Raw genomic sequence first — 22923 nt, 5'->3', positions numbered from 1 at the left:
TTTAAATTAAAAAGTAACCGACAGCCCGGTATTGAATGATTTAATGCCTGGATAAGCGCTTAAGGTTTCCGGATCCAATCCGTAGTCTTTTTCCAGCCTGCTCCACGTTAATGGATTGACAGCATTTACATAAAAGCGCAGGTTAGAAATTGAAAGCTTTTTAACAAAAGCAGGACTAAAAGTATAACCTAATTCTACGTTACGCAAGCGAAGGAAATCCCTGCTTTTCACCCAAAAGTCACTAGCGCGGTAATTGTTATTGTTCGCCGCCGTAGTTAAGCGTGGATAGTTCGCGGTAGCTCTGGTATCAATGCCCTGATCTGGGTAATAAGCCCATGCGTTCTGTGCAACCGGAAATACATTTCCATTACCTACGAATGCTTGTATCTGATTAGGGGCCGCACTCAAAATATTCACTGATGAGCTGCCAATACCCTGGAAGAGTGCACTTAAGTCAAAACCTTTATAGCTAAAGTTTGCACCAAAGGAATAGGTCATTTCCGGGAAGAGGGATTTCCCAACTGAGGTAATGTCCTTTTCATCAATAATATTATCCCCGTTAAGGTCCTGGTATTTTAAGTCTCCAGGCTGAACAAGGCCAAAGGCAGGCACCGGACCGCCTTTTAATGTGCCATTGGCATTAAAATCTTCAAGTTGATAAAACCCCTTTGAAACAAGGCCATAATTCTGGGCTATTGAGCGCCCGGTTTGCTGGTTGTATTCATATGGCTGGGGAATTTCAGCAAAATAGTCGATTCTGTTTTTATTGTAAGCCACCTGTCCCCAGATGCCATATCCAAAATCTCCTTTTTTATCTGAGAAATTGGCAGAAAGTTCAAAGCCTTTATTGGTTACTTTACCAAGATTGGCAAAGCTATTTATTGTGCCATAAATTCCGGTAATGGTATTGTCGCGGGTAAGGATACCACTACGCTTATCTAAAAATACATCTGCCGACAGGCTGAGTTTTTTAAAGAAAGTCACCTCTGCCCCAAAGTTGTATTTTAGGCTTTCTTCGGCAAAGATATCGGGGTTGGCTAAAATGTTTTGATTTAGGCCCGAGTTACCCGTGATGCTGGAGTTTCCAGTGTAAAAAGTGCCACTGTTATTGTAATACTGCTGATAGAGAAAGCGTCCACTATTCTGGGTTTCTGAATCCATACTTCCGGTCTTTCCGGCAGATGCGCGTAGTTTCAACAGACTGATGGATTTGCTGTCTTTTAAGAATTCCTCATTGGAAACTATCCAGCTGGCAGAAATCGCGGGATAAAATCCCCACCGGTTGCCTGGCGCATAACCATCTGCTCCGAAATAAGAAAAACCAAGTTCGGCAACATAGCGGTTATCATAGCTATAGTTGGCCCGTCCACTGATATTTTGGTAACGGTATATATAAGCACCGGCGCCCCCATCGCTTTTAAAATCAGACTGGTGGTAATTTAGTGCAGATAAAATTTGGTGTTTTCCAAAACTTCTCTCATAACCGATTGTACCCATGAGCTGTTTCCAGTCTTCCTGTCCACCGGGAATCATGCCCGTTGCTCTGAGCGGAGTGAGTACATTTGTTGGACCACCCGGCTGACCATTAAAAAACCGGGCATAATCTGCCGTTTTAGAGTAATTACTCTGCGAATAGCTATTGAATGAATAGGCTTGACTTAAATATAAGCCCGGTGTGAGTTCATCCAAACGCTCTTTCAGTGTGAAATTTCCCTGAAGGATGCGCCTGTGAGAAGAAAACCAGCCAAGTGAATTAATAGAGGCTACGGGGTTATCGGGAAAAAGAGAGGTGCCAGAGTAATTTCCGGTAGCCCCATCCCTTACCGGATAAATATTGGATGGATAACGCGAGAGATTTTGCCACAGGTTGGCTCCGCTGTAGTTTGGCGCTTTGCGGTCTTCAATTCTAGCGCCAAGATCCACCTTAGCTTCAAATATGTCAAACATTTTAAAGTCCAGGTTTGATCTCAAATTATAACGTTTGACTGTCGAATTTGAAGTGGCATCGGTTTGCTTGACATTATATAAGGCTTGTTGGTTGGCGTAATCCATCACGATGTTGTACCTGGCATTATCATCCCCACCGGTAAAACTCAGGTCACCGTCAGTATATGGCGCATGGTTTTTTAACACCTGATCAAACCAATCAACATTGGTTCCCGTGCCGTTTCTATAACCTTGCAACTGCGCAGGGGAATAAAGAGGCGACCATACCCTGCCTTTGTCGTTGCTAATGGCCTGGTTATACAGGCTAGCATACCCGAAAGCATCAAGGGGTTTATTGATGTTGATCGCTTTCTGAATACCGGTCCTTGCCTGGAAAGAAATGGTCGGCTTACCGACTTTTCCTCTTTTTGTGAGGACATAAATCACCCCATTGGCCCCGCGCATCCCGAATGTGGCAAGTGCTGCTGCATCTTTTAAAATCGAGATGCTTTCAATTTCTGCAGCGGAGAGATAAGCTAGGTAATTGAGATTGGTTTCAAAACCGTCGACAAATACCTTATAGGTATTATAGCCACCAGCAGAGGTCGAGGATAGCGATCCCACGCCCCTGATTCCAAGCGCGGCATTATCATAACCTGGCTCACCTGAGCCAAGGTTGACACTCAAGCCATTCAACCTGCCGTATAGTGCATTGGTTAAATTCATGGTCGGCGTTTGATACAAAGCCTCACCGCTCACAGATGAGACGGCAGCGGTTGAGTTAATTTTTTTGATATTAAGCAGTCTTCCCGGCTCTATGCGCGCGGTATCCCTGGCCGCGCTATCCCTTAGGCTTTTATTTTGTGCGGCAATATTCATCGCTGTGCCCAGGAGCAGGCAGGCGGAGAGAACAGTGCTTTTTATATATTGGTTAGTCATATTTCCTGTATAGTTAGTTTGTTTTCAGCGTTTAATAACCTGGGTTTTGAACCAGTATGCGTTTATTAATCTCCGAAAGTGGAATGGGTTCTAAATACATCTTTGCGTTCCAATAGGGACTCAAAGTATTGTTATTGGTGTAGGATAATATATCTGCAGTGATGGCTGGATTACTTTTGCCAGGGGCAAAAGTAAACCTGAATTCTTCATACTGCCCGCCGATCACCCCACTGGCAATATCAGAACGCTTCCAATGTTTAACATCAAAATACCTGCGGTTTTCCTTATAAAACTCTATGCTCCATTCCCGCTGTATTAAAAGGCGAAGGGCTGAAGGGTCGCTTTCTGTTATACTTGGAAGACCTGCTCTATTGTGTACAATGTTTAGGTTTTGAAGCGCTTTGGCCGTATTACCCAGTTCATTATATGCTTCTGCTAAATTCAGGTAGAATTCAGACATACGGAACAGTGGCCACTCAAACCACGAGCGGGTACCTGCTTTGTAATAAAATTTGGTGCTTTGTGCATCGCCCTTTCCAGATCCTGAGATATTCACCCCTGAATTGATATTATCATATGACCAGACTGAATTGCCCGGGTTATTCCAGGCATCAATTCCATGTGCATAATTATCTGCCTTAAATCTTGGCTCCATCTGCTGCATGCGCGTATTGTAGTCGGTGTAAGGTCTTGCCGCATCTCCTACCTTTGGCCAGTTCTGGTCAGTACCGTCCGCTTTATAATAAATGCGAAGGAAATTGGTAATCATCCCTGCATTATCCGTTAGGTATCTTTCGTTGTTAATGTCAGTGCCCCCTCTTCCTGAAGATCCTCGGACAGGAATATAGAACTTGAACATTTTAACGTTATTGGCATTATTATCCAATTTATAGGCCAGTAATACTTCTTTATTATTTGGTATTGAGGTTGCAGTTCCGTAGTCATCAAGTGCATTAGGGTTCGAGGTATTTGCACCGCCTCCGGTATTGATGATGTCGGTAGCATGGCTTTTTCCCCACGCAATGACCGCTTCGTTGGCGGTAACCGCATCAGTCCATCTTTGCTGACTCACGTTTCCAAAGCATATCATATTGTTGTTTGCCCCTAAACTTAAATACGGTGTTGCCGAATTAAATAAGGGTCTCGCAGCATATTGCAACGCTCGGGCTTTTATCGCCAGTGCAGCGCCTTTAGTCAATCTGCCTACAGATTTATCCGGCCAGCTGTCTGGAAGCCCGGCGTAAGCGGCATCGCTTAACTGGATAATGTTATCAAGTGTTGCCTGCAGGGTAGCTCTGGGAATAGCTAAATCATCTGAAGAAATAAAGGTTTTATTCACAATCGGCACACCGCCATAACGGATGAACATGCCCATATAACGGTAGGCGGTTAAACCAGCCATTTCAGCTTTTACGTAACCTTTTGTGGCCCCATCCATATCAGGCACCTTATCAATGTTTTCTGAGATGATGTAGTTACGCCTGATGGCTACAAAGTTATTTGCAAAATTATCGGTACTGCGTTCTGAGGTAAGTCCTGCTAAACTATAAGCAGCATAAATATCTGCCCAGCTTTCTCCAGGCATCGCCTCGCCAGAAATGCCCGAAAGTGTGCCGTTTCCGATATTGGTGCCGCCATTGTCAAAAAGACCCTGGCAAAGCGAAGTCCTGTACGCATTGGCGAGCGCCTTGGTAGCCTCAACAGAGGAGGCAAAAACCGTCTCTATAGTCGTATTCCCTGTAGTTTCAGGTTTTTCTAAAAATTCTTTCTGGCAAGAATAAAGGCCAGTTGCGCCTATTATTGCGGAAATGAAGTAAATTATCTTTTTCATATTTTTTGATAATCAGGTTTAAAAACGAATATTGGCGCCGAAAACGAAAGCCCTGGTTAGCGGGAAAAGATAAGAAGTTCCGCTATCGGTTTGTTCCGGGTCAATCTCATCAAAATCATTGTCCCATGTGAAAAGGTTATTGCCATTTGCATAAATCCTAAGAGAACTGATGCGGGCTTTTTTCATAAATCCGTAATTGTTGAAAGTATAACCGAGTTCTATATTTTTTAACTTCTTAAAAGCTGTAGAAACTAACCAGAAATCAGAATTTTGGTAATTGTTTGCCTCACTGGCTGAACCGGCGATGGTGGCTCTAGGAAAAGTTATCTTCTCCCCATTGACTACCTTCTCAGGGGTCCATCTACCGTCAAACTGCCATTGGAATGCGTTTCCTGCATTTTTCACAAATGGGTGATTCATTCCGTTATTGATATTAAATGAACCTTTGCTTTTGCCGATGAAAAGTACGTTTAAATCAAAGCCCTTATAATTGATGCCCGTCTTTAAACTAAAATCATACAATGCCCGGTTGGTATAACCTATTGGCACCCGATCTGATGCATCTATTAGACCATCACCATTGATGTCTTTATAGCGGATATCTCCAAGGGCAGCCTGGTTACCATTATAAGTTAATACAGGACGGTTGTTAAGCTCTGCCGGGGTATTGTAAAAACCATCAGATACAAAGCCTTTGTACTGACCAAAACTATAACCTGAGGTATTCATCCAAGGGTATGGGTTGAGCGCCTCTGCATTGTAAACGATTTTATTTTTGGCATAACTCAGGTAAGCGTTGATGTTATAGCCAACCTGTCCCCTTGTTTCTGACCAGCCTAAGCTTACCTCATAACCTTTGTTATTCATGATGCCCAAGTTTGCTCTTGGCACATTCGCTACTGCCACCCCATAACTTGCCGGGATGGTACCAGGCTGGGTGAAAATATTGGTCCTGTCATTTTTGAAGCCTTCAATGATTAAGGAGAGTTTATTTTTGAAAAATTTCGCCTCCAGGCCTAAGTTTCTTTTGGTTTCTTCTTCCCAGGTTACCGATGGGTTACCAAGTTTACTTTCATTTGTTCCAGTGGTTAGCGTATTTGGGGTTGATCCGTCACCATTGCCAAAATAATACCCTGGCTGATTAATCACAAAAGTACTGGGAAGATACACATAGCGGTCGCCACCAATTTTATCATACCCGCTCAGTCCATATGACCCCCGGAATTTCAAGAAAGTTATCCAGTCATTTTTAGGAAAAAAGGATTCGTTTGAAGCGACCCATCCCAGTGAATATGCAGGAAAAAGGCCAAACCTTTTATCTTCAGCGAACTGTTCGGTGCCGTTATATCCAACGCTGATTTCAGCCAGATAACGCTCTTTGTAGTTATAGGCGACATTGCCCACAAGTCCCATATTTCCTGATGGGGTATTAAAATTATCTATAGGCAGATAATACTTTTGTGCATTCGCAAGAACAAGGGCCGTAACGCTATGATTACCAAAAGTACGTGCATAGTCAATTCCTGCATCCACGTAAAAAGTACGGTTCACACTATTATGATTGGGGTTAGGATTAAACGTACCTGAGGAGGTACGCTCCCCACCAAAAAAATCCAGGATATTTGGATCAATGGGATTTCGGCGGACAGAAAACTCTGGAAGAGTTACGCGGTAAGTTGTTGCTTTTGAGTAATTATTTTCATAATTCACATTAGCCCGAAGGGATAGACCTTTAGTTAAATAGTCCATGGTGTATTTAGCCCCGATGCGTCCGGTTAATCTCGAATCATATGTTGTTTCTGTTCCGCTGGCAAGTAAGTTTCTAATAGAATTCTGATTACCCAGTAAACTTCCGATTTTACGGCCGAGTGGGTTGGATGCCGTACCTGGATTACCGGCAATACTGTTGATGAGTTTATTATCTATAATACCCGGCGCCATCATTGCGTTGGTGTCATAGAGGTATTGCATAATGATCTTGTAGCGGTCGTTGAGCGAAGTGCCCCCATCGATACCGGGTCCAACGATGGTTCCGAACTGTCCGGATAGATTAACCGAGATTGCCAGGTTTTTCACCGCATTTATGTCAAAGTTGGACAGGAAGTTATAGCGGTCATAGGTTGATTTGGTATTGGCGCCGTAATAATCTGTATTCTGAAGTATGGAGCCTTGGGAAAAATAACCTAGTGAGGTATAATATTTTACTTTTTCAGTACCACCAGCAATGTTTAAGTTAAATTGTTGCTGTGGGCCTTTGCCACCAAACTGGTCTTTAAAGAGATCGCGGCTTGAATAATATAGTGCAGGACTGGCATTCAATGCATCCCTTTGAGTGCTGGTGAGGCCTGGATAATTAGCTACTTCAGCCGGGGTATAGTCCCGGTTGTTCGCGAATTTCCACAGATCGCTGCTATCGAAAAGGTAATCATTAAAAGCAGATACGCCGTAGGTGCTCTGTTCGGTGCGAATGGCCTCATTACGCATTAGAGCGAAGTCATAAGAGCTTACGTTCTTTGGCAAATTGGCTGCTGTTGTGAAACCGAAATTCGTTGATGCGCTTAAAACAGGCTTGCCAAGTTTACCTCTTTTTGTGGTCACGATAATAACACCGTTCGCACCCCTCACGCCATAAACTGCAGTGGAAGATGCATCTTTGAGAATATTGATACTTTCAATTTCATTGGCATCCATAGAGTTCAACCTCGAGTAGGTTTGCTCAGGCGGCTCTGGCACCCCGTCGATAACGATAAGTGGATCAGTTGACCCGGCATAGGTGGATACCCCTCGGATGGTAATGGCTGCATTATTGCGACCAGGCTCTCCACTTTGCTGTAAACCTGATACGCCCGGAGCATTACCGACAAGCATATTGGATATATTGGATACCGAGGTAGATACGAGTTCTTTGCCACCAATGGTAGAGACCGAACCCGTTACTGTAATTTTTTTCTGTTGTGTTCCAAATCCTTTTACTACAACTTCATCTAAATCGCCGGTGGTCGATTTTAATGAAAGGTTGATTGTTGAAGTGCTCGCTTCGAGCTCACGGGTTGCGTAACCAACTGCCCTAAAAATCAGGATTGCAGAAGATGAAGATACATTTAAGGAATATTGCCCTTCGCCATTAGTGGAGGTGCCTTGCTGGGTACCTTTTATCATCACCGAAACACCAGGCAAGGGTTGGCCGCTATCGTCGCTGACTACGCCTGTCACATTTCTTTGCTGGGCAAAGAGCTGATAAGTGAAGGCCAGTAAAAAGGTTAGGCACACCGCTGTTGTGTGTAAAAAACTTTTCATAAAGATTATTTTGGTTAGTTGATTTGCAGGGTGCAAATTGTATAGGCAATATTAGTTAAGAAATTGCCCGTTAATTAATGGTATTTTAACAAAATGTGGTATAATTCGTATAGATAATCTTTAGAACCAAATGAATTTGTACGTTATTGTTCTGCTTGTTCAAATTTTTTTTAAGGAGAATTTGTAGCGCGATAGTTTATTGAATGATTATGGTAAATTGAATCTTCTGTTAGCTGCCGATGTGCCTAAAGTCGATGATTATCTTTCATTTATTTAGATATGGCTTTTATTGCCTGTTGTCTAAAGTTGCAGGCTGCTAAAAAGGCAAAAAAAGGACCCATATTACTACGGGCCCTCCAAGGGCTAAACCAATTAAAAATTCACTTCAACCTACTACCTTCAAAAAAATTCTTTCATTTAACCCAAAACTGATAGTATTTTAACCTATCCTAATGCATTAATTGCGAATTTGCATGTTAACAGAATCTCTTAGCGCTTTTCTATGAGTTCCAATTGTTGATTTTTTTCAACCAGCTTACATATTTCCTGTACTGAGGCAGCGCTGGTGAATCCATCCTGTGGGCTATTCATAGTGTAATCCAACAACCTATCAATAGTGGAGGTAGCCACATGCATTCTGGTATCAGAGGAAGCATAGTAAATAAACACCTGTCCGTCCCCGTCTGCTATCCAGCCGTTGCAAAAGACAACGTTTGATACGTCGCCCACCCGCTCCTCGCCCTCTGGGGAGAGAAAATAACCTGCAGGTTTGTGAGTGACTTTTGTGAGATCATTTGCATCACTCAAAAATAAATACAAAACATAACGAAGACCGGCGGCAGTATTTCGTACGCCATGCGCCATCTGCAACCACCCTTTTTCGGTTTTTATCGGAGCGGGACCCAGACCATTTTTCGCCTCGTAAATTGTATGGTATATTCGTTTATCGATGACAGTTTCCACATCTACGCTGGCATGCTCTATATCATCAGCAAGTCCAAATGCAATGCCTCCACCTTTGCCTGCCTCAATGAAGCTATCCTGGGGGCGGGTGTAGAATGCATATTTACCATCCACAAATTCTGGATGCAAAACGACATTTCGCTGCTGGGCGGAATGGGTTTTGAAATCCGCTAATCTATCCCAATGAATAAGGTCCTTGGTGCGAACGATGCCGCATTGCGCAATTGCAGAAGATTGATCTGCATCAGGAGCCGAAGCATCACGGCTTTCGGTACAAAACACACCATAAATCCAACCATCTTCGTGCTGAACAAGGCGCATGTCATAGAGATTCGTTTCGCCTTCAAGGTGTGGTATGATGGCTGGCTTATCCCAAAACCTGAAGTTATCGATGCCGTTATCACTTTGGGCAATAGCAAAAAAAGATTTCCGATCACTCCCTTCCACTCTTGCCATCAGCACGTATTTACCTCCAAATTTGATCGCCGCGGAGTTGAAAACTGCGTTGATGCCGATTCGTTCCATTAAACAAGGGTTACTATTCTCATCCAAATCATACTTCCATTTATAAGGCGCGTGGCCGGCGGTAAGCACGGGATTTACGTAACGCTGAAAAATCCCATTAGTATAATCTATTGCTTCGTTTTTTTGACCGATGAGCGATTCATATTGCGCTATTATTTTTTCCAGTCTGCTGTTAAAATTCATTTTATGTTAAAGTCTAAAAATCTAATTTTCTAATTTATTCCACCAGGTGCGTTTTAATATCAGCCCAATTATGGCAATAAGTACAATGGTGATGATTAATGGCGTTTTCATCCAAAGGATAAAATACATCGGTAGCACCGTCAGGCAAAGTTGGGCTAGAATCCCCAGCGCTACGTTGAACATGTCAAGTTTGAAGCGCTTGTTTGCTTTAAACTCAGGGCTTTCTGCTACCACCAGTTCATGAACAGGCTTCCAGAACCCCCAAGGCCTAACGGTCCGATAAAAGCTTTTTAGAACCTGCTCATCTGTTGGAGGAGCGCTATAGGTTCCCACCAGAGCGCCGATGATGGAAATGACGAACAGTACCGGGAAATAATAAAGGAATTCAATACCACTAAAGAAGTGAGAGAAGACCAAAGCTCCAGCGATCCCTGCAAGCATGCCCCAGAAAAAGCCGTTCGCGTTGAATCTCCACCAATACCATTTTAGCATATTCGCGGCAATATAGCCCCCATATAGACCTGAAACTATCCATTGTAAAATGCTGTTGACATCTCTGGCAAAAAAACCCAGAAAGACTCCCACCACAACCACCACTAGCCCGGTTAAATAATTCATGGTCATGATTTGCTTAGTAGAAGCTTCAGGCTTTACGTATTTAAGATAAATGTCGTTTACGATGTAAGCTTGAGCGGCATTTAAAGTTCCTGAAAAAGTGCCCATAAATGCACCCATAAGACCTGTAAGTACGATACCCAATACCCCTACCGGCAAAAATGAATTGATGGCTGCTGGTAGTATGCGCTCAAAATCAGTTCCTGTTGGAGAACTTAAATCGAGTTGTTTATAATATAAAAGTGCTAGAACCGTAAGCCCGATGACCATAGTATATCGGACGGGTAAAAGTATTATAGAAACAAAACCTGTCATTTTCGAGGCATCTTTCGGGGAGCTGGTCGAGAGTACTTTTTGCATGTCGTAATTTGGTGCGGGGCCTGCCAGACTTGCAAAGACGCCTTTAAATAGCATCATCATAAAAAATAAGCCAAATAAACCGTAACCATCATCGGCAATCTTTTTATTGGCATCAGAGACTATATTCGACCAGTCCAGCTCGAGTTTCCATCCAAAAAATGGGTTGGCCCAACCTTTTGGGGTCTGGATGGACTGGCTCTGCAGGTGAGTAAAGGCTATATAACCAATGGCAATACAGCCTATGGTCATGATGATGTATTTGATAACATCTCCCAATACAATACTATGCATTCCCCCGAGTATGGAATAAAAGGTTGCAAATAAGGTGAACAGGATACCATAAAAATGGGGAACATATTGTGCGCTGACGCTAAAAGGTACGTATGGCTCCACGATGTTCCAGGGTATGAAAATTTCGACGAATTTACCAAGACCAATGAAACCGTATGCTAAAAATCCCAGGCAACCGATTAGGGCGAAAACGACGGTCACGTTATGGGAGGCTTTTACACCCCGGCCCTTTAGGCCAAAACGTGTGGCTAACCACTCCGCACCAGTATCAGCATTTGATCGTCTTAGCCATTTGGCAAGAAACATCATGTTGAAAACCTGATTGAAAACAGGCCATAGCCATGGAATCCAGATGCTCTTGAGTCCATAAACAAAGCAAAGCGACACCATCCACATTGTTCCGCTGATATCGAACATATCTGAAGCATCACTTAAGCCGAGCATATACCAAGGCAATTTTTTGCCACCCATCAGGTAGCTTTCTTTATTTAAACGGGCTTTATTGCGGTAATACCAGCCAATAAAGACCATCATAATTAAATAAAAGACCAAGATTAAAATATCGAGTAGGTGTAGCTTCATCTTAATCGTTTATCGCTTGTTTGCTTAATGCAATAAGGGTTTGATACTGAAAATTCGAGGTGGTAAACGTCCTCAATTAAAATGGGAGTATGGCTCATATGATGTTTGGTTAGTGTATAACGAATATAAGATTCGCAGCTTTTTTATGTATCAAAAGTAGCCCTGAAAAGAATGAAATGTTAATACTATTTTATCCAATGTTTGTATTTTAAAAGCATACGCTAGCGTTACGGTAAAGAAATAAACATGTATATCATGCATAAACTCCTATTCTCGAGATATAATTGGCTGGTAGGATTTTGATAAAGTAAATAAAATGTTGGTGGGGAATGTGAATATCGTCGATAGTATTTTACCAAAATTATCTATTGGCTGGAGTATGCCTGAGAGATTTTGTTATTACCTGTTATCATCCTTTTCATTGAATCGCCTTTTCTCAACACAGAGCCGGAAAGGCGACTTGGTGGCTTTGCAGATGAACGTTTGAGAAGTGTACAATTTTATTTTACCATATTTTAATGACCGCGGATTTCTATTCGCCTTGCATTCAAATTTCCAGAGTTCACAGGCAGAAATCCGTTGTTCAACTCGGCTGCTTCTAGAGTTGAGTATAAACCTCGTTCAGAAGATTGGGAAACTCACAACTGCCAGGATTATTTTTGCTTACAATCGGATGTATCATTGAAAATGGATGACTTCCTTAATTTAAAATATCGGAGGTGATGGATAAACCTGGATAAATGCCCCCGACTCCACCAGCAATAGATTTGCTGTAAGTTTTTGATCGGCTTTATATTTGTAAATTGGCGAGAACGGGCCGAATGTTTGATGTGTCGGGGCATGGTGAACAAGTTGCTAAAACAAAAGAATCTTTCAATGGTTTAGATTGCAAATACCCATAATCAAACCCATGAAAAAGCGGTACCAATCCCAGATTTTCCTATTGGCTTTTCTCGTCATGACTATACTCCTTATCGCTCCGAATTTTGCGCAGTCGCAAACCGCCATGAATATCAAGGCCTATTCAGACTTTGAAAAGGCTGATGCGGAACTAAATGTCGTATACCAAAAGATCCTGAAAAGCTATTCCAGGGAAACTATTTTCATTAAAAAATTCAGGAATGCTCAGCGGCTCTGGATCCAACTTCGTGATGCAGAGCTGGCCGCAAAATACCCAAACCGTGGAACCTATGGTTCGGTGGCACCCATGTGCGAATCGATATACCGAGAAACGCTGACTAAAGACCGGATTAAATTTTTAAATATACGGATTACCGGAATCCAAGAAGGTGAAGTTTGTCTGGGCTCGGTCAGGATGAAATCATAGTACATTCTGGTCTTTCAATGATGCATTTATTAATACTACCAATTCAATATACTTTTACCCAAGCCAATAACAATGACTTTTTATCAGCTCCTAAAACGATTCTTTAGTTTAATCTTACTGATCATTATATTCACTTGCTGTAAGAAAAAGGAAGATCAACCCCAACCTGACATAGATATACCGCCGGTTGTTACAGGTAAGTTATACGGATCGCCTTTTACGGCAAAAGTCATACTGGAGCGCTACACAAAATTTGGCATGAACAACTACCGCCCCGAAGACTTGTTCAGTATATACATGACAGGAGATGGATCCAAAACCTGTAGTTCACCATTGAGTGATTTTTCGATACGCCTGACGGTGCCCAGAAAGACAGGCACTTTTTCGGGCAATGATACCTATATCTTAGTTAATGATCCGGGCGATCCAAGCGGTCAGAATGGTTCATTATTCTCTTCAGAACAAACCATTATCACCATCAGTTCCATCACAGGGGATAGGGTGAGCGGTCAAGTTAATGTGAAATGGCCGGAACAGAATATTGATTTTAAAGGGCACTTCGAAGCTTACTACTGCAAATAAGATGAGAGATGTTTTCTAGCATATCTATGTAAATTATCCATTGCTGCTTTTCAAAACCTGGCTTAAATGTATTTTCATTAAAATCGCCTGTAAAATATGGTGTGGTTGAACCTGGCGAACCTTGGGTTAATGTTTACTAAAAGAACCCAGTGATTTTCACCATTAAGTTCAAGTTCAAGGGGAAATATTTTTTTTATTTAGCGTAAAAAATACACTGTGATAAAATAGATTTTAGATTAGACGCGTCGGTCAACAGGTATTTTAATTACATCAATTATTTTAACAAGATCATGGTATCCGGGAAATAGAGGATCCAAAAGTAATAGGACTATTTAAGTTGAAAAATAACGACATTAGTTAATAATTTGATACTTAAAGATGGATATATCCGATATAAAATCTTCTATTAATGTATGATTTTTTTAAATTCTGCAATATTGGATTGCAAATTTAGAGAAAATGGGGAACTAAACATAAGACTCTAAATGTCCTTGAATTTTGTTGGCAATCAGTCAACAGCTCGTTGACCTATATTATTTTATAGTCTATTTGCCTATAGCATAAGTTATTTTATCAGAAACTTTTAGATACCTTTAGCCAGTTGCGCAACTTACATAAAGACTCTATGCAATCTTTTGCTCAGACTGGTGATCAGCAATGTCATAAAGAATTTCAACCACTTTAATTTTTGCAACCGTGTTTTGGATCTATCCAGCAGGCTTGCCTCCTTTTCTTATTCTTGCCCTGGCTGATCTCAATCCTGCCTTAGTTTTTTACGAACTAATTTTTATTTCAAACTCAGTCTATGAAGCGAAAATGTTGAAAGTAAAGTGACCAGTTGTTGTATTGGCATTAATGCGGCATTTGTTAAAACCTAAACATCTTCGTTTTTTGAGACAAAAAAAAAGCGAATCTGAGGACCTATCAAAAATTCACATTTTAACGATAGATAATATAAGTGTGGGCAGATTCCGAACTTACCAGTTTTTTTTGATTTATAGATAAATGGTCGTTTTCTGATTCAAGCTTTTATTCTTCTAATTTTATTAGAGAATAAACGGAAGATTAAATTTCTTTCACCAGCTTTTCTTGTCTCGTATTATAAGAATCACGTTCTTGAGCGGGAAAATGATGTCACATGTTTTTTTTATAATCCATTAAACTTTAGACCAGGTGATCCCTTGTTTACAAATAACCCTATGCTGCCCTTGGTAAGCAAGGCTAGGAAAAATATGATCCTCTTTATTGGATATATGGTCAACCTCACCAAAACATCTCGCTGTTCAAAATCGCCGAAACAATAATACCAAACCGTCAACTTGGTTATCTTAAATCAGGGAAACATAATAATTTTGGTTAAGCTAAACTTCCTTAAGATTCTAAACTAAACTTTGAAGATCTACTTAAGTTTAAGCTAAGGAAGTCGTTTTGCTCTGTGTATAAACTATAATACTTAAGATAATCGGGTGAAAAACCTATTTTTGAGTATTCTAATTTGAACAATGAAAGACGAAATTACCAGCAAGAATTTTAAGACTAAACTAGATAGTGAGCTGATCAAAAAATCACAGCGCTGCACAGTCAGAGAGTGTGATGAGGTTAAGGCTGGAGATTTCGAGGCGTACGTTGATGAACTTGATAAAAGTTATGACGTGAGCATACAGTTAGAAAAAGGCGCCGTGATCATCGCTAATTGTGAATGCAAAAGTAATCTCTCATTTTGCCATCATAAGATTGCACTCTTGGCTTTTATTGCCAAAGGGATGAAGCCAGCCGCTAAGGTCACTGTCAGCAAAAAGATTGACCCTGTAAACCACGCCATAGAGCAAGCTGATCCCGAAAAAAATCAAAGAATGGGTTCTAAAGACGTTGAAAAAAAACAAGGATCTGAGTATTGCTTTCATGAATGAATTCTCTGATAAATCCAAGAATTATACACCAGAGGAGATTATTGCGCTAACCCATGATGCGGTAAGGGCAGTGATTAGTAAAAGACGAAAAGCCGAAGTTTTTGAGGTGAAAAAGATCGTCGATCTGTGGATGGAACTTCATAAGTCGATTTTGGATCACTATTTTGCTGAGCCAGCTAATGAAGATTATTTTAAGCAGGTTCATGCCCTAATTGCTACTGTGATTGAATACAAATATAGAATACTCACAAGCAGTAAAAGGTTTGAGACTTATTTCAAGCAAATCTTAACTCAGATAGAAGAGGTTTTATTAAATATTCGCGATGATGAGACTTCCACTAAATGCCTATCCTATTTTTCGAAAGAATTTTTTCTTGATGGTTATGCCGGGATTCGACGGGAATACACGAATATATTCGTGCATATATTTAATTCCAGCTCAGACCAGATGCGCTCTAAGATAACAGGGATTATAGCAGAAATTTATCAGGCTAGAAAAGATGAAAGAGTCGAGGACTCGAAAGAATTATTGCAGTTGCTGCTGCACATGGTAGTAATCAATAAAAACTTTACTGAATACAAGGATATATTCCAGCCGATCAGGCATGCTATTGCGTATAACATTAAATTAATAGATTCTCTAATCGAGCTTGGAGATTTGAGTACTGCTGAAACTTACTGTATTGAGCAAATTAATCAAAACACCGATTCTATTTACGATAGGGATTATGTGGTAAGATTGAAACAGATTTATACCCAAACCAAAGATGACAAGAAGCTTGTTGGAGTTCTTTCAAGGGAGCTGCTATACAAGCCTAATTTTGACAATTATACCTTTGTTCTTTCCCGTATTGACCTTGATGCCCAATTTAAAAAATGGAGAAATCAAGTTTTGGCAAATGCAAGACAGCTTGCAGGGTTTTATAAAGATGCTGCAGATTTTTCGCTCGCGCTGCGAAATTTGGAAGGGGATTTTAAAGGACTATTAGCATATTTGGATGAACATGCGGATTATGATAGTATCGCTTTGTACACAAAGCAGTTAATCCAATATTCGGCGGAAGCCTTTATGAAAAGGCTTATTACCAAAATCGATAGTGACCGTGATAGGAGGCTGAAAATGGATCATCCTGCTAAGCTTGAAGAAACATTAGAGCGGATCTATCAAATAGTAGTTTTGCAATATGGTGTGGAAAATCTTATGCTTATAGTGAAACAGAGAGAAAAGGTTTACGGGAAATGGGCCAATTTATTCGTTCAACATGTGGGTAAAAAGTCATCAGCCAGTTAAGTCTTCTAAGTTTAAACGGTGGAGAAAAAAAATCAGAACAGAAAATAAATTATTTCAACAGCGAGATTTTGCCTTATAATTCTCTAGGAAAAGGTGCGTCGATAAAATCTGAAGAACCAATATCATCATAAATCAAATAAGTAAGATTGTAATTAGTGTAAAGGCCCTAATGACCGCGAGTGCTTTGACTACGGAAATGTGCCTGTCTGCGTTTTCGAACAGAGAGCGGTAAAGGTTTGCGAATTCTGTTGAAAGAAGGCCATCCTTGGTGAAGCAAAGCCTGTCAATGGCCTGGTTAGCACTTTCCCCTTTTTTGAGTTCTTTTAGATAATGTGGCACACCGCCCATTGCCATAAAAATGTTCAGCATCTGGTAACGGTCCATATGGATATTATTGCTTTTTAGGTACTGTTCTGTCTCGTGCAATGTGAAAGGTAACAAACGGATTTTACGCGTTAAACGATTGTGCAGGCCTCCTTTACTGTTGACAACTTTTTTGATCATCCAAGTGGCCGCAGATCCACAGATAGCAACAATCAGGTTCGGCTGCTGTGAGGCCCATTGGTTCCAGAAATATTCGAATGCAGAAAGAAAGCCTGATTTATGCGAGCTTAACCAAGGGAACTAGTCAAGGAAAATTACAGCTTTTCTTTTTTTAAGTATAGGAGCTGCAGGAGTTAATCCTGAGCCTAATGCATCTGCGATAGCCTTGCTGAAATTGAGTAATTGCTCGCTAGCATTCGCATCGTGAACGCCCGACAGTTCAAAAATGAGCTGTTTCCGGAAGACCGATCGGATCAAGAAAGTTTTTCCGACTCTTCTCCTGCCAAAGACTGCTAAGAGCTCTAATGAGGACGAAGCAAGCGCCTCTGACAATATTTTCTTTTCCGCTATTCTTCCGATGAGCAATTCCATATTTCTTCTTCCAAGAGATTAGAACAATTTTATCTGCAGCCAAAACATTGTTAAAATTTAGTGTTTTGGCTGCGGATAAAAAAATATCTTCAGCCAAAACTTATATAAAATGAGTTACTTTGGCTGTTGATAGATAGTTTTTGTTTTAATAAAGCTTCGTTACTCATGGCGATTTAATAACTCTGGTTTACAAAAATTAGTTTTTTCGGCTTTCTTAATACTCTATAGCTTATTATAGCTTAATGATTTTTCTTGTGTCAAGCAAATTCATTTCGTAAATTTCAGTGATAACATTTGAGCCCAATAATAGTCATTTTGGATAGTTACTTAGCCGTAATTTTGTTTGCAAGCAATTGTTAATCAGAAAGTTGTTTAAATAAGGCTTATTCTGGATTCGCCGGAACAGATTGATGGTTGATTTAATATACCTACTTCACCAAAGCACGTTTCGTTCCCCGCCAATCCCATCGTGCTATTGCAGTGCTATCTTGCCATAAACCCACCTTCTTTTTCCTCGCGATATTTTCCAATTTTGCATACAGTGAATCGCTAGAGTACCTTTTAAAATGCCAGGCCATGCCCAGCTTAACCATTTCCTGATTATCAACTGTTTTATCGTTAATTATAACAGCGATATTGAGCCCAGAAGTTTAAACCCTAGTTTTGAAAAGGCCTAAATATAAGAAATCTACAAGTCAAAAATCCAAACACATAGCTTACCCTAGTTTTAAAATGACAGCCCCGTTATGAAAATTCTTCCTTAAGAGCTTTAAATTAGTAAGATATTTCTGAACTTAAATATTTAAGGGAAGGGCTACTTTACAAGCCTCATTAATACAAAATCAAAGATATATTGAATGAAAGCAATAGGATTTAAAAAATCGTTACCAATTATCGAAGAAGAAAGCTTTATCACTTTCCAGGCAGAGAAGCCAAAGGCAAAGGGCAGAGATCTTTTGGTAAGAATTATCGCAATCAGCGTCAATCCGGTGGATTATAAGGTTCGTCAAAATAGCGCAAAAGAAAAGGTGCTGGAGCAGCCAAAAGTAATTGGCTGGGATGCTGTGGGCGAGGTTGAAGAGACAGGCCCTGAGGTAAGCTTATTTCAAAAAGGGGATATGGTTTATTATGCGGGGGACATCAATAGAAGCGGCAGTAATGCAGAATACCAATTGGTAGATGAACGCATCGTGGGAAGGAAACCTGGGAACCTTACTTCCGCACAAGCTGCTGCCATGCCTTTGACCCTACTCACCGCCTGGGAGATTTTGTTCGACCGCATCCGGATTAATGAAAGCGACAAAGAAAAATCATTGCTCATTATCGGCGGCGCAGGTGGGGTGGGATCGATCGCGATTCAAATTGCAAAGAAGGTTGCCGGATTAAAGGTCATCGCTACCGCATCCCGGCCGGAAAGCGTAGAATGGTGCAAACGCCAAGGCGCAGATTTTGTAGTAGACCATCAAAATCTTGTGCAGGAGGTCCAACAGGCGGGATTCAATCAGGTAGACTTCATTGTTGATTTTGTGGATGTCAACCAGTACTGGGATGCCATGGTTGCACTGATCAAACCGCAAGGTCATATCGGCTCAATTAGTGATCCAGTAGAAAACGTGAACTTGAGGCAATTAAAAGGGAAAAGCGTAAGTTTTCACTGGGAGCTGATGTTTACAAGGTCCATGTTTCAAACAGAAGATATGATTCGTCAGCACCACATCTTAAATGAGGCTGCAACGTTATTCGAAAATGGAACAATCACTTCCACAATCAAGGAGCAACTCACTGGCTTTAGCACCGAAAATCTAAAACAGGCACATGCATTATTGGAAAGTGGTAAAACCATCGGTAAAATCGTAATTGAATACTAATTCAAAACCAAAACAGCTTTCCTCAATAAGGCTGTTTTGGATTTCTAATGATAAAATTTCACCATTATTCGTTTAATGCATCCTGCCCCACTAACGCACCAAAACAATTTTCCCGATATGTTCACTGGATTCCATCAGATTATGCGCCAGCATAGCCTCCTCGAATGAGAAGGTTTTATAAACCTGGGGTGTAAACCTACCGCTTTCCAGCAATGGCCACACCTGATCCTGAATTTGTGCTGCAAGCTGTTTTTTGAAAGCATATTCTCTTGCCCTGAGCGTACTGCCTGTTATGGTTAACCGTTTTTGCATCACCTGGGCAATGTTTATTTCAGCAGTATTTCCCTCCATCGCATTAATATAAACAATGCGGCCATCGGGACGCATGATGGAGATATTACGTTGTAAATAACTCCCGCCAATCATATCCAGCACCACATCTACACCTTGATGGATAAGCAAGTCTTCAAAATTTTCGGTTTTGTAGTTGACCGCAACATCCGCGCCCAGCGAGATACATGCTTTGGCTTTTTCAGTAGAGCCAACCGTTACGAAAACCTTTGCGCCAAATGCTTTTGCCAGTTGAATAGCGGTAATGCCAATACCACTACTACCGCCATGAATTAAAATGTGTTCGCCCTTTTTTAATGCTCCTCTTTGAAAAACATTTGACCATACGGTAAATATAGCCTCAGGCAGGCTAGCCGCCTGGGCAAAGGATAGCCGTTTTGGGATTGGAAGACATTGCCCTTCCTCTACCACCACCTGCTCTGCGTATCCCCCGCCAGCGAGCAGTGCACATACCTGATCTCCTTTCTTCCACCTGGTGACCTGCTTACCGCATTCCATCACGATGCCTGCCACCTCAAGTCCGGGAATATCTTCCGGCACGCCCGTAGGAGGCGGATATTTCCCTTTCCGCTGCGCTAGGTCGGCTCTATTCACCCCGGAGGCTTTAACGTCTATCTTGACCTGCTGATCAGATGGAGATGGGTCAGGATAATCCATCAACTGTAATTCCTGTTGACTTTGCTGGCCAGTGATTTGAACTGCTTTCATTATTTATTTTCTATAGATTGGTCCCAGTGATTGGAGAATAATAACAAATCGTATACCAAATAGTAAGCACTTTTTAATTCATTCCTGTTTATATATCGAAAAGTGCATCCGTTACCAATTCAGAATGGATCAGCCCTTAGATGGCTTGCTGCATTTTTAACGCCATAGATAGTGACCAATGTTAAAGGCACCATTTATGTTATTTATCAAGTTTGAAAATCTTTGATCTTTAGACGAGGTATTTTTCGAACGATCTCTTTGTTTAACCTGAACAGTTGTGGAGCGATCAGGTATGTCACTAGAAAACATTAATTTCTGTGAAAATCAAAAGCCATTATGGCAATAATTCTCCTTTTACTGACCTGATAATCTTACTCTGGGCGGACGATACGCTTAGTCAGATGACTTGGAATTAACCCGTACTTCTTTTTAAAGGAATGAGAAAAATGCGAAAGGCTTTCAAAGCCTAACTCCAAATAGATAGCCGAGGGTCTTTGATGCTTGTTTTCAATCAAAAATTTTGCTGCATCTAAGCGTTTGGATAGCAGCCATTGGCGAGGTGGAAGATCAAAAGCTTTTTGAAAGTCCCGCTTAAATCCCGCCAGGCTCCGGCCAGTTAGCTGAGCGAATTTCTCTATAGGCACATTAAACTGAAAGTTATTAAGCATGAACTTTTCCAGATCAATTTTATAAGGTTCTGCGTAATCAAATAGGAAATTTCGTAATGAGGGAAGCGCCAGGAGTAATAGTTTAATGCCTTCTTTTACTTTCAGTATACCCATCTCATCAGTCATGCTGGCTCCTGAACTTCTTGCATAGGGAACGATGGATTGAAAATAGCCCTGCAAAAATTCATTAGAGGGAATCAGTAAGTTTGGCCTTCCGATATATTTGCCAACAGAGGTAATTTTTTCTTCCAAGGCGATTTTACGCATTAAGTCTTCCTGAAGTGAGATTACGATGGTCTCATAGCTCCCGTTCTCGCCGGGCGTCTTGGTGAGGGTACCCAATTGGTTTTTGCCAATTAGTAGCATTTCTCCCGCTCCCATCGAAATGCTTTGTTCAGAGGTTTCCAGTGTGAATTCACCGGAAACCTGCAGTACTAGGGTATGGTGATTCCAAAAACATGCTTTCTGCCTCCGTTGCCTAGAGAGATAAGAGTAAAAGATTACACCGGGAAGAATTTCTGCTGGACTTTCCATTTATCGCGCTAAATAGGTACCTCCTTTAATGGCGCCTATTGCAAAAGTAGTATTTAATGTATTCATTTCTTCCTCGCTAAATTCAATTTCCATTGCTGCGATATTTTCAGCCAGACGCGATCTTTTACTCATGCTTACCAAAGGCATGATCTGTTTGCCCTGTTGTTTTACCCAAGCGATCGCAAGCTGTGTAGGCGTGAATCCTTTTGCGGATGCCAAATCTTTCAGTATTTCAACTTTTTGTAGATTATGTACCAGGTTCCCTTCTTGAAATCTGGAGAAATGCTGACGGTAATCCTGATCGCTAAGAGGTGCCCTTAGTTCTCCGCTGAGTAAACCTTCCGCTGTATTTGCAAAAGCGACTACAGCAATCCCCAAATCTCTGGCTGCTGGCAGTAATTCATTTTCTATTTGCCTATCCGCTAGAGAATACCCGATTTCAAGGGCACTAATCGGATGAATATCGTTGGCCATGCGTAGCTGCTCAGCGGTAATTTCTGATACGCCGATGTATCGGACCTTACCCTCGCTAACCAGCTCAGCCACGGTTCCGATAATATCTTCCAGGGGTACGCTACCATCCATCCGGCTAGGCTGATAGAGATCAATGGTATCGATACCAAGGCGGGTAAGTGAGTAATTTACAAAGTTTTTGATTGAATTTGGCTTAAGATCAAGGCCCAACCATTGACCGTTATGGAAAATCGCTCCAAACTTGACGCTAATAAAAGCATCATCCCGTCTCCCTTTTATCGCTTTTCCGATAAGCATTTCGTTGTGGCCGGCACCATAAAAATCACCGGTATTTAAAAAGTTGATGCCAAGATCCAAAGCTTCGTTAATCGTAGCGATACTCTCTGATTCATCTGGAGTGACTCCTCCCCAGATGGAGGACATTCGCATGCAACCCAGCCCAAGACTGGATACAAAAGGACCATTTAGGCCTAACTGAATTTGATTGATGTTTCTCATAACACAAATATCCAGTCTACAAGGAAAATAAAATTGTCTGGATAGCTCAATTAATTTGCTTGTGCGGCTCACATTGGCTTTGCTAAATAAATATCAAACAAAGCCAGCGGGGGTGATTAGCTATAATTTATTATACAGGGAAAAGAACAGTTTTTTTAATAAATATTCATTGATGTTTGTTTAGTTCACTAACATCGCTCTTTCCATTAACAATCTCCAAGCAGCTTGCTGTAAACGATAAGTAGGAAAAGCTACAACAGATTTTAGCCAAACCTATGCCCTAAT

Annotated in this window: 15 protein-coding genes; 5 read left to right on the top strand and 10 right to left on the bottom strand. The window is 41.2% G+C overall.

Annotation, left to right across the window (positions count from 1 at the left end; translation table 11 throughout):
- Window positions 1-6: 6 nt before the first annotated feature.
- The 5 genes from ACZZZI_RS11940 to ACZZZI_RS11920 all read right to left on the bottom strand — a co-directional run bounded on the left by ACZZZI_RS11940 (window position 7) and on the right by ACZZZI_RS11920 (window position 11512).
- Window positions 7-2865, bottom strand: coding sequence for a SusC/RagA family TonB-linked outer membrane protein (locus tag ACZZZI_RS11940; RefSeq protein ID WP_463489534.1), 2859 nt, complete (start codon window positions 2863-2865; stop codon window positions 7-9).
- A 31-nt stretch (window positions 2866-2896) separates the two neighbouring features.
- A complete protein-coding gene (locus ACZZZI_RS11935) occupies window positions 2897-4696 on the bottom strand; it encodes a RagB/SusD family nutrient uptake outer membrane protein (RefSeq protein ID WP_463489533.1) in 1800 nt (599 codons plus the stop codon).
- A gap of 18 nt (window positions 4697-4714) precedes the next feature.
- Complete coding sequence (locus ACZZZI_RS11930) at window positions 4715-7993, bottom strand: SusC/RagA family TonB-linked outer membrane protein (protein WP_463489532.1); 3279 nt, start codon at window positions 7991-7993, stop codon at window positions 4715-4717.
- A 489-nt stretch (window positions 7994-8482) separates the two neighbouring features.
- Window positions 8483-9664 carry a glycoside hydrolase family 130 protein gene (locus ACZZZI_RS11925; protein WP_463489531.1) on the bottom strand — a complete coding sequence of 394 codons (1182 nt, stop codon included), beginning with the start codon at window positions 9662-9664 and terminating at the stop codon, window positions 8483-8485.
- Window positions 9665-9685: 21 nt separating this feature from the next.
- A complete protein-coding gene (locus ACZZZI_RS11920; RefSeq protein ID WP_316755534.1) occupies window positions 9686-11512 on the bottom strand; it encodes a sodium:solute symporter family protein in 1827 nt (608 codons plus the stop codon).
- Window positions 11513-12422: 910 nt separating this feature from the next.
- On the opposite strand from ACZZZI_RS11920, the gene ACZZZI_RS11915 reads away from it, so the two are divergent.
- The 4 genes from ACZZZI_RS11915 (at window position 12423) to ACZZZI_RS11900 (ending at window position 16622) form a co-directional block, all read left to right on the top strand.
- Window positions 12423-12839 (top strand): lysozyme inhibitor LprI family protein, encoded by a 417-nt coding sequence (locus ACZZZI_RS11915; RefSeq protein ID WP_463489530.1) that lies wholly within the window; start codon window positions 12423-12425, stop codon window positions 12837-12839.
- 72 nt (window positions 12840-12911) lie between these two features.
- Window positions 12912-13421, top strand: a complete 510-nt coding sequence (locus ACZZZI_RS11910; RefSeq protein ID WP_463489529.1) for a hypothetical protein — start codon at window positions 12912-12914, stop codon at window positions 13419-13421.
- 1502 nt (window positions 13422-14923) lie between these two features.
- The gene (locus tag ACZZZI_RS11905; protein ID WP_463489528.1) at window positions 14924-15331 is read left to right on the top strand and encodes a hypothetical protein; all 408 of its coding nucleotides are present in this window, start codon (window positions 14924-14926) and stop codon (window positions 15329-15331) included.
- The gene (locus ACZZZI_RS11900; RefSeq protein WP_463489527.1) at window positions 15291-16622 is read left to right on the top strand and encodes a hypothetical protein; all 1332 of its coding nucleotides are present in this window, start codon (window positions 15291-15293) and stop codon (window positions 16620-16622) included. The genes ACZZZI_RS11905 and ACZZZI_RS11900 overlap by 41 nt, the downstream gene beginning before the upstream one ends.
- Window positions 16623-17246: 624 nt before the next feature.
- On the opposite strand, the gene ACZZZI_RS11895 is transcribed toward ACZZZI_RS11900, so the two are convergent.
- Together ACZZZI_RS11895 and ACZZZI_RS11890 are read right to left on the bottom strand one after the other, a co-directional pair.
- Window positions 17247-17537 carry an ATP-binding protein gene (locus tag ACZZZI_RS11895; RefSeq protein ID WP_316755490.1) on the bottom strand — a complete coding sequence of 97 codons (291 nt, stop codon included), beginning with the start codon at window positions 17535-17537 and terminating at the stop codon, window positions 17247-17249.
- Between the two features lie 428 nt (window positions 17538-17965).
- A complete protein-coding gene (locus ACZZZI_RS11890) occupies window positions 17966-18160 on the bottom strand; it encodes a thermonuclease family protein (protein ID WP_463491794.1) in 195 nt (64 codons plus the stop codon).
- Between the two features lie 234 nt (window positions 18161-18394).
- Here ACZZZI_RS11890 and ACZZZI_RS11885 point away from each other — a divergent pair, with 234 nt between their 5' ends.
- Window positions 18395-19405 (top strand): zinc-binding alcohol dehydrogenase family protein, encoded by a 1011-nt coding sequence (locus ACZZZI_RS11885; protein ID WP_424057804.1) that lies wholly within the window; start codon window positions 18395-18397, stop codon window positions 19403-19405.
- A 90-nt stretch (window positions 19406-19495) separates the two neighbouring features.
- Here ACZZZI_RS11885 and ACZZZI_RS11880 read toward each other — a convergent pair whose 3' ends face one another.
- The 3 genes from ACZZZI_RS11880 to ACZZZI_RS11870 form a co-directional block, all read right to left on the bottom strand.
- Window positions 19496-20464 carry an NAD(P)H-quinone oxidoreductase gene (locus ACZZZI_RS11880; RefSeq protein WP_463489526.1) on the bottom strand — a complete coding sequence of 323 codons (969 nt, stop codon included), beginning with the start codon at window positions 20462-20464 and terminating at the stop codon, window positions 19496-19498.
- A 371-nt stretch (window positions 20465-20835) separates the two neighbouring features.
- Window positions 20836-21666, bottom strand: coding sequence for a helix-turn-helix domain-containing protein (locus ACZZZI_RS11875; RefSeq protein WP_344767817.1), 831 nt, complete (start codon window positions 21664-21666; stop codon window positions 20836-20838).
- The gene (locus ACZZZI_RS11870) at window positions 21667-22638 is read right to left on the bottom strand and encodes an aldo/keto reductase (protein ID WP_463489525.1); all 972 of its coding nucleotides are present in this window, start codon (window positions 22636-22638) and stop codon (window positions 21667-21669) included. It abuts the gene before it with no gap.
- Window positions 22639-22923 lie beyond the last annotated feature (285 nt).

Source organism: Pedobacter sp. AC190 (assembly GCF_979258025.1).
Note: the sequence above shows the minus strand (reverse complement) of the source record. Positions and strands in the feature narration are given on the sequence as shown.

What these genes read in the sequence shown, in the direction of transcription:
- ACZZZI_RS11940 (WP_463489534.1), bottom strand. Translation starts at nt 2,865, where the DNA reads ATGACTAACCAATATATAAAAAGCACTGTTCTCTCCGCCTGCCTGCTC.
- ACZZZI_RS11935 (WP_463489533.1), bottom strand. Translation starts at nt 4,696, where the DNA reads ATGAAAAAGATAATTTACTTCATTTCCGCAATAATAGGCGCAACTGGC.
- ACZZZI_RS11930 (WP_463489532.1), bottom strand. Translation starts at nt 7,993, where the DNA reads ATGAAAAGTTTTTTACACACAACAGCGGTGTGCCTAACCTTTTTACTG.
- ACZZZI_RS11925 (WP_463489531.1), bottom strand. Translation starts at nt 9,664, where the DNA reads ATGAATTTTAACAGCAGACTGGAAAAAATAATAGCGCAATATGAATCG.
- ACZZZI_RS11920 (WP_316755534.1), bottom strand. Translation starts at nt 11,512, where the DNA reads ATGAAGCTACACCTACTCGATATTTTAATCTTGGTCTTTTATTTAATT.
- ACZZZI_RS11915 (WP_463489530.1), top strand. Translation starts at nt 12,423, where the DNA reads ATGAAAAAGCGGTACCAATCCCAGATTTTCCTATTGGCTTTTCTCGTC.
- ACZZZI_RS11910 (WP_463489529.1), top strand. Translation starts at nt 12,912, where the DNA reads ATGACTTTTTATCAGCTCCTAAAACGATTCTTTAGTTTAATCTTACTG.
- ACZZZI_RS11905 (WP_463489528.1), top strand. Translation starts at nt 14,924, where the DNA reads ATGAAAGACGAAATTACCAGCAAGAATTTTAAGACTAAACTAGATAGT.
- ACZZZI_RS11895 (WP_316755490.1), bottom strand. Translation starts at nt 17,537, where the DNA reads ATGGAATTGCTCATCGGAAGAATAGCGGAAAAGAAAATATTGTCAGAG.
- ACZZZI_RS11885 (WP_424057804.1), top strand. Translation starts at nt 18,395, where the DNA reads ATGAAAGCAATAGGATTTAAAAAATCGTTACCAATTATCGAAGAAGAA.
- ACZZZI_RS11880 (WP_463489526.1), bottom strand. Translation starts at nt 20,464, where the DNA reads ATGAAAGCAGTTCAAATCACTGGCCAGCAAAGTCAACAGGAATTACAG.
- ACZZZI_RS11875 (WP_344767817.1), bottom strand. Translation starts at nt 21,666, where the DNA reads ATGGAAAGTCCAGCAGAAATTCTTCCCGGTGTAATCTTTTACTCTTAT.
- ACZZZI_RS11870 (WP_463489525.1), bottom strand. Translation starts at nt 22,638, where the DNA reads ATGAGAAACATCAATCAAATTCAGTTAGGCCTAAATGGTCCTTTTGTA.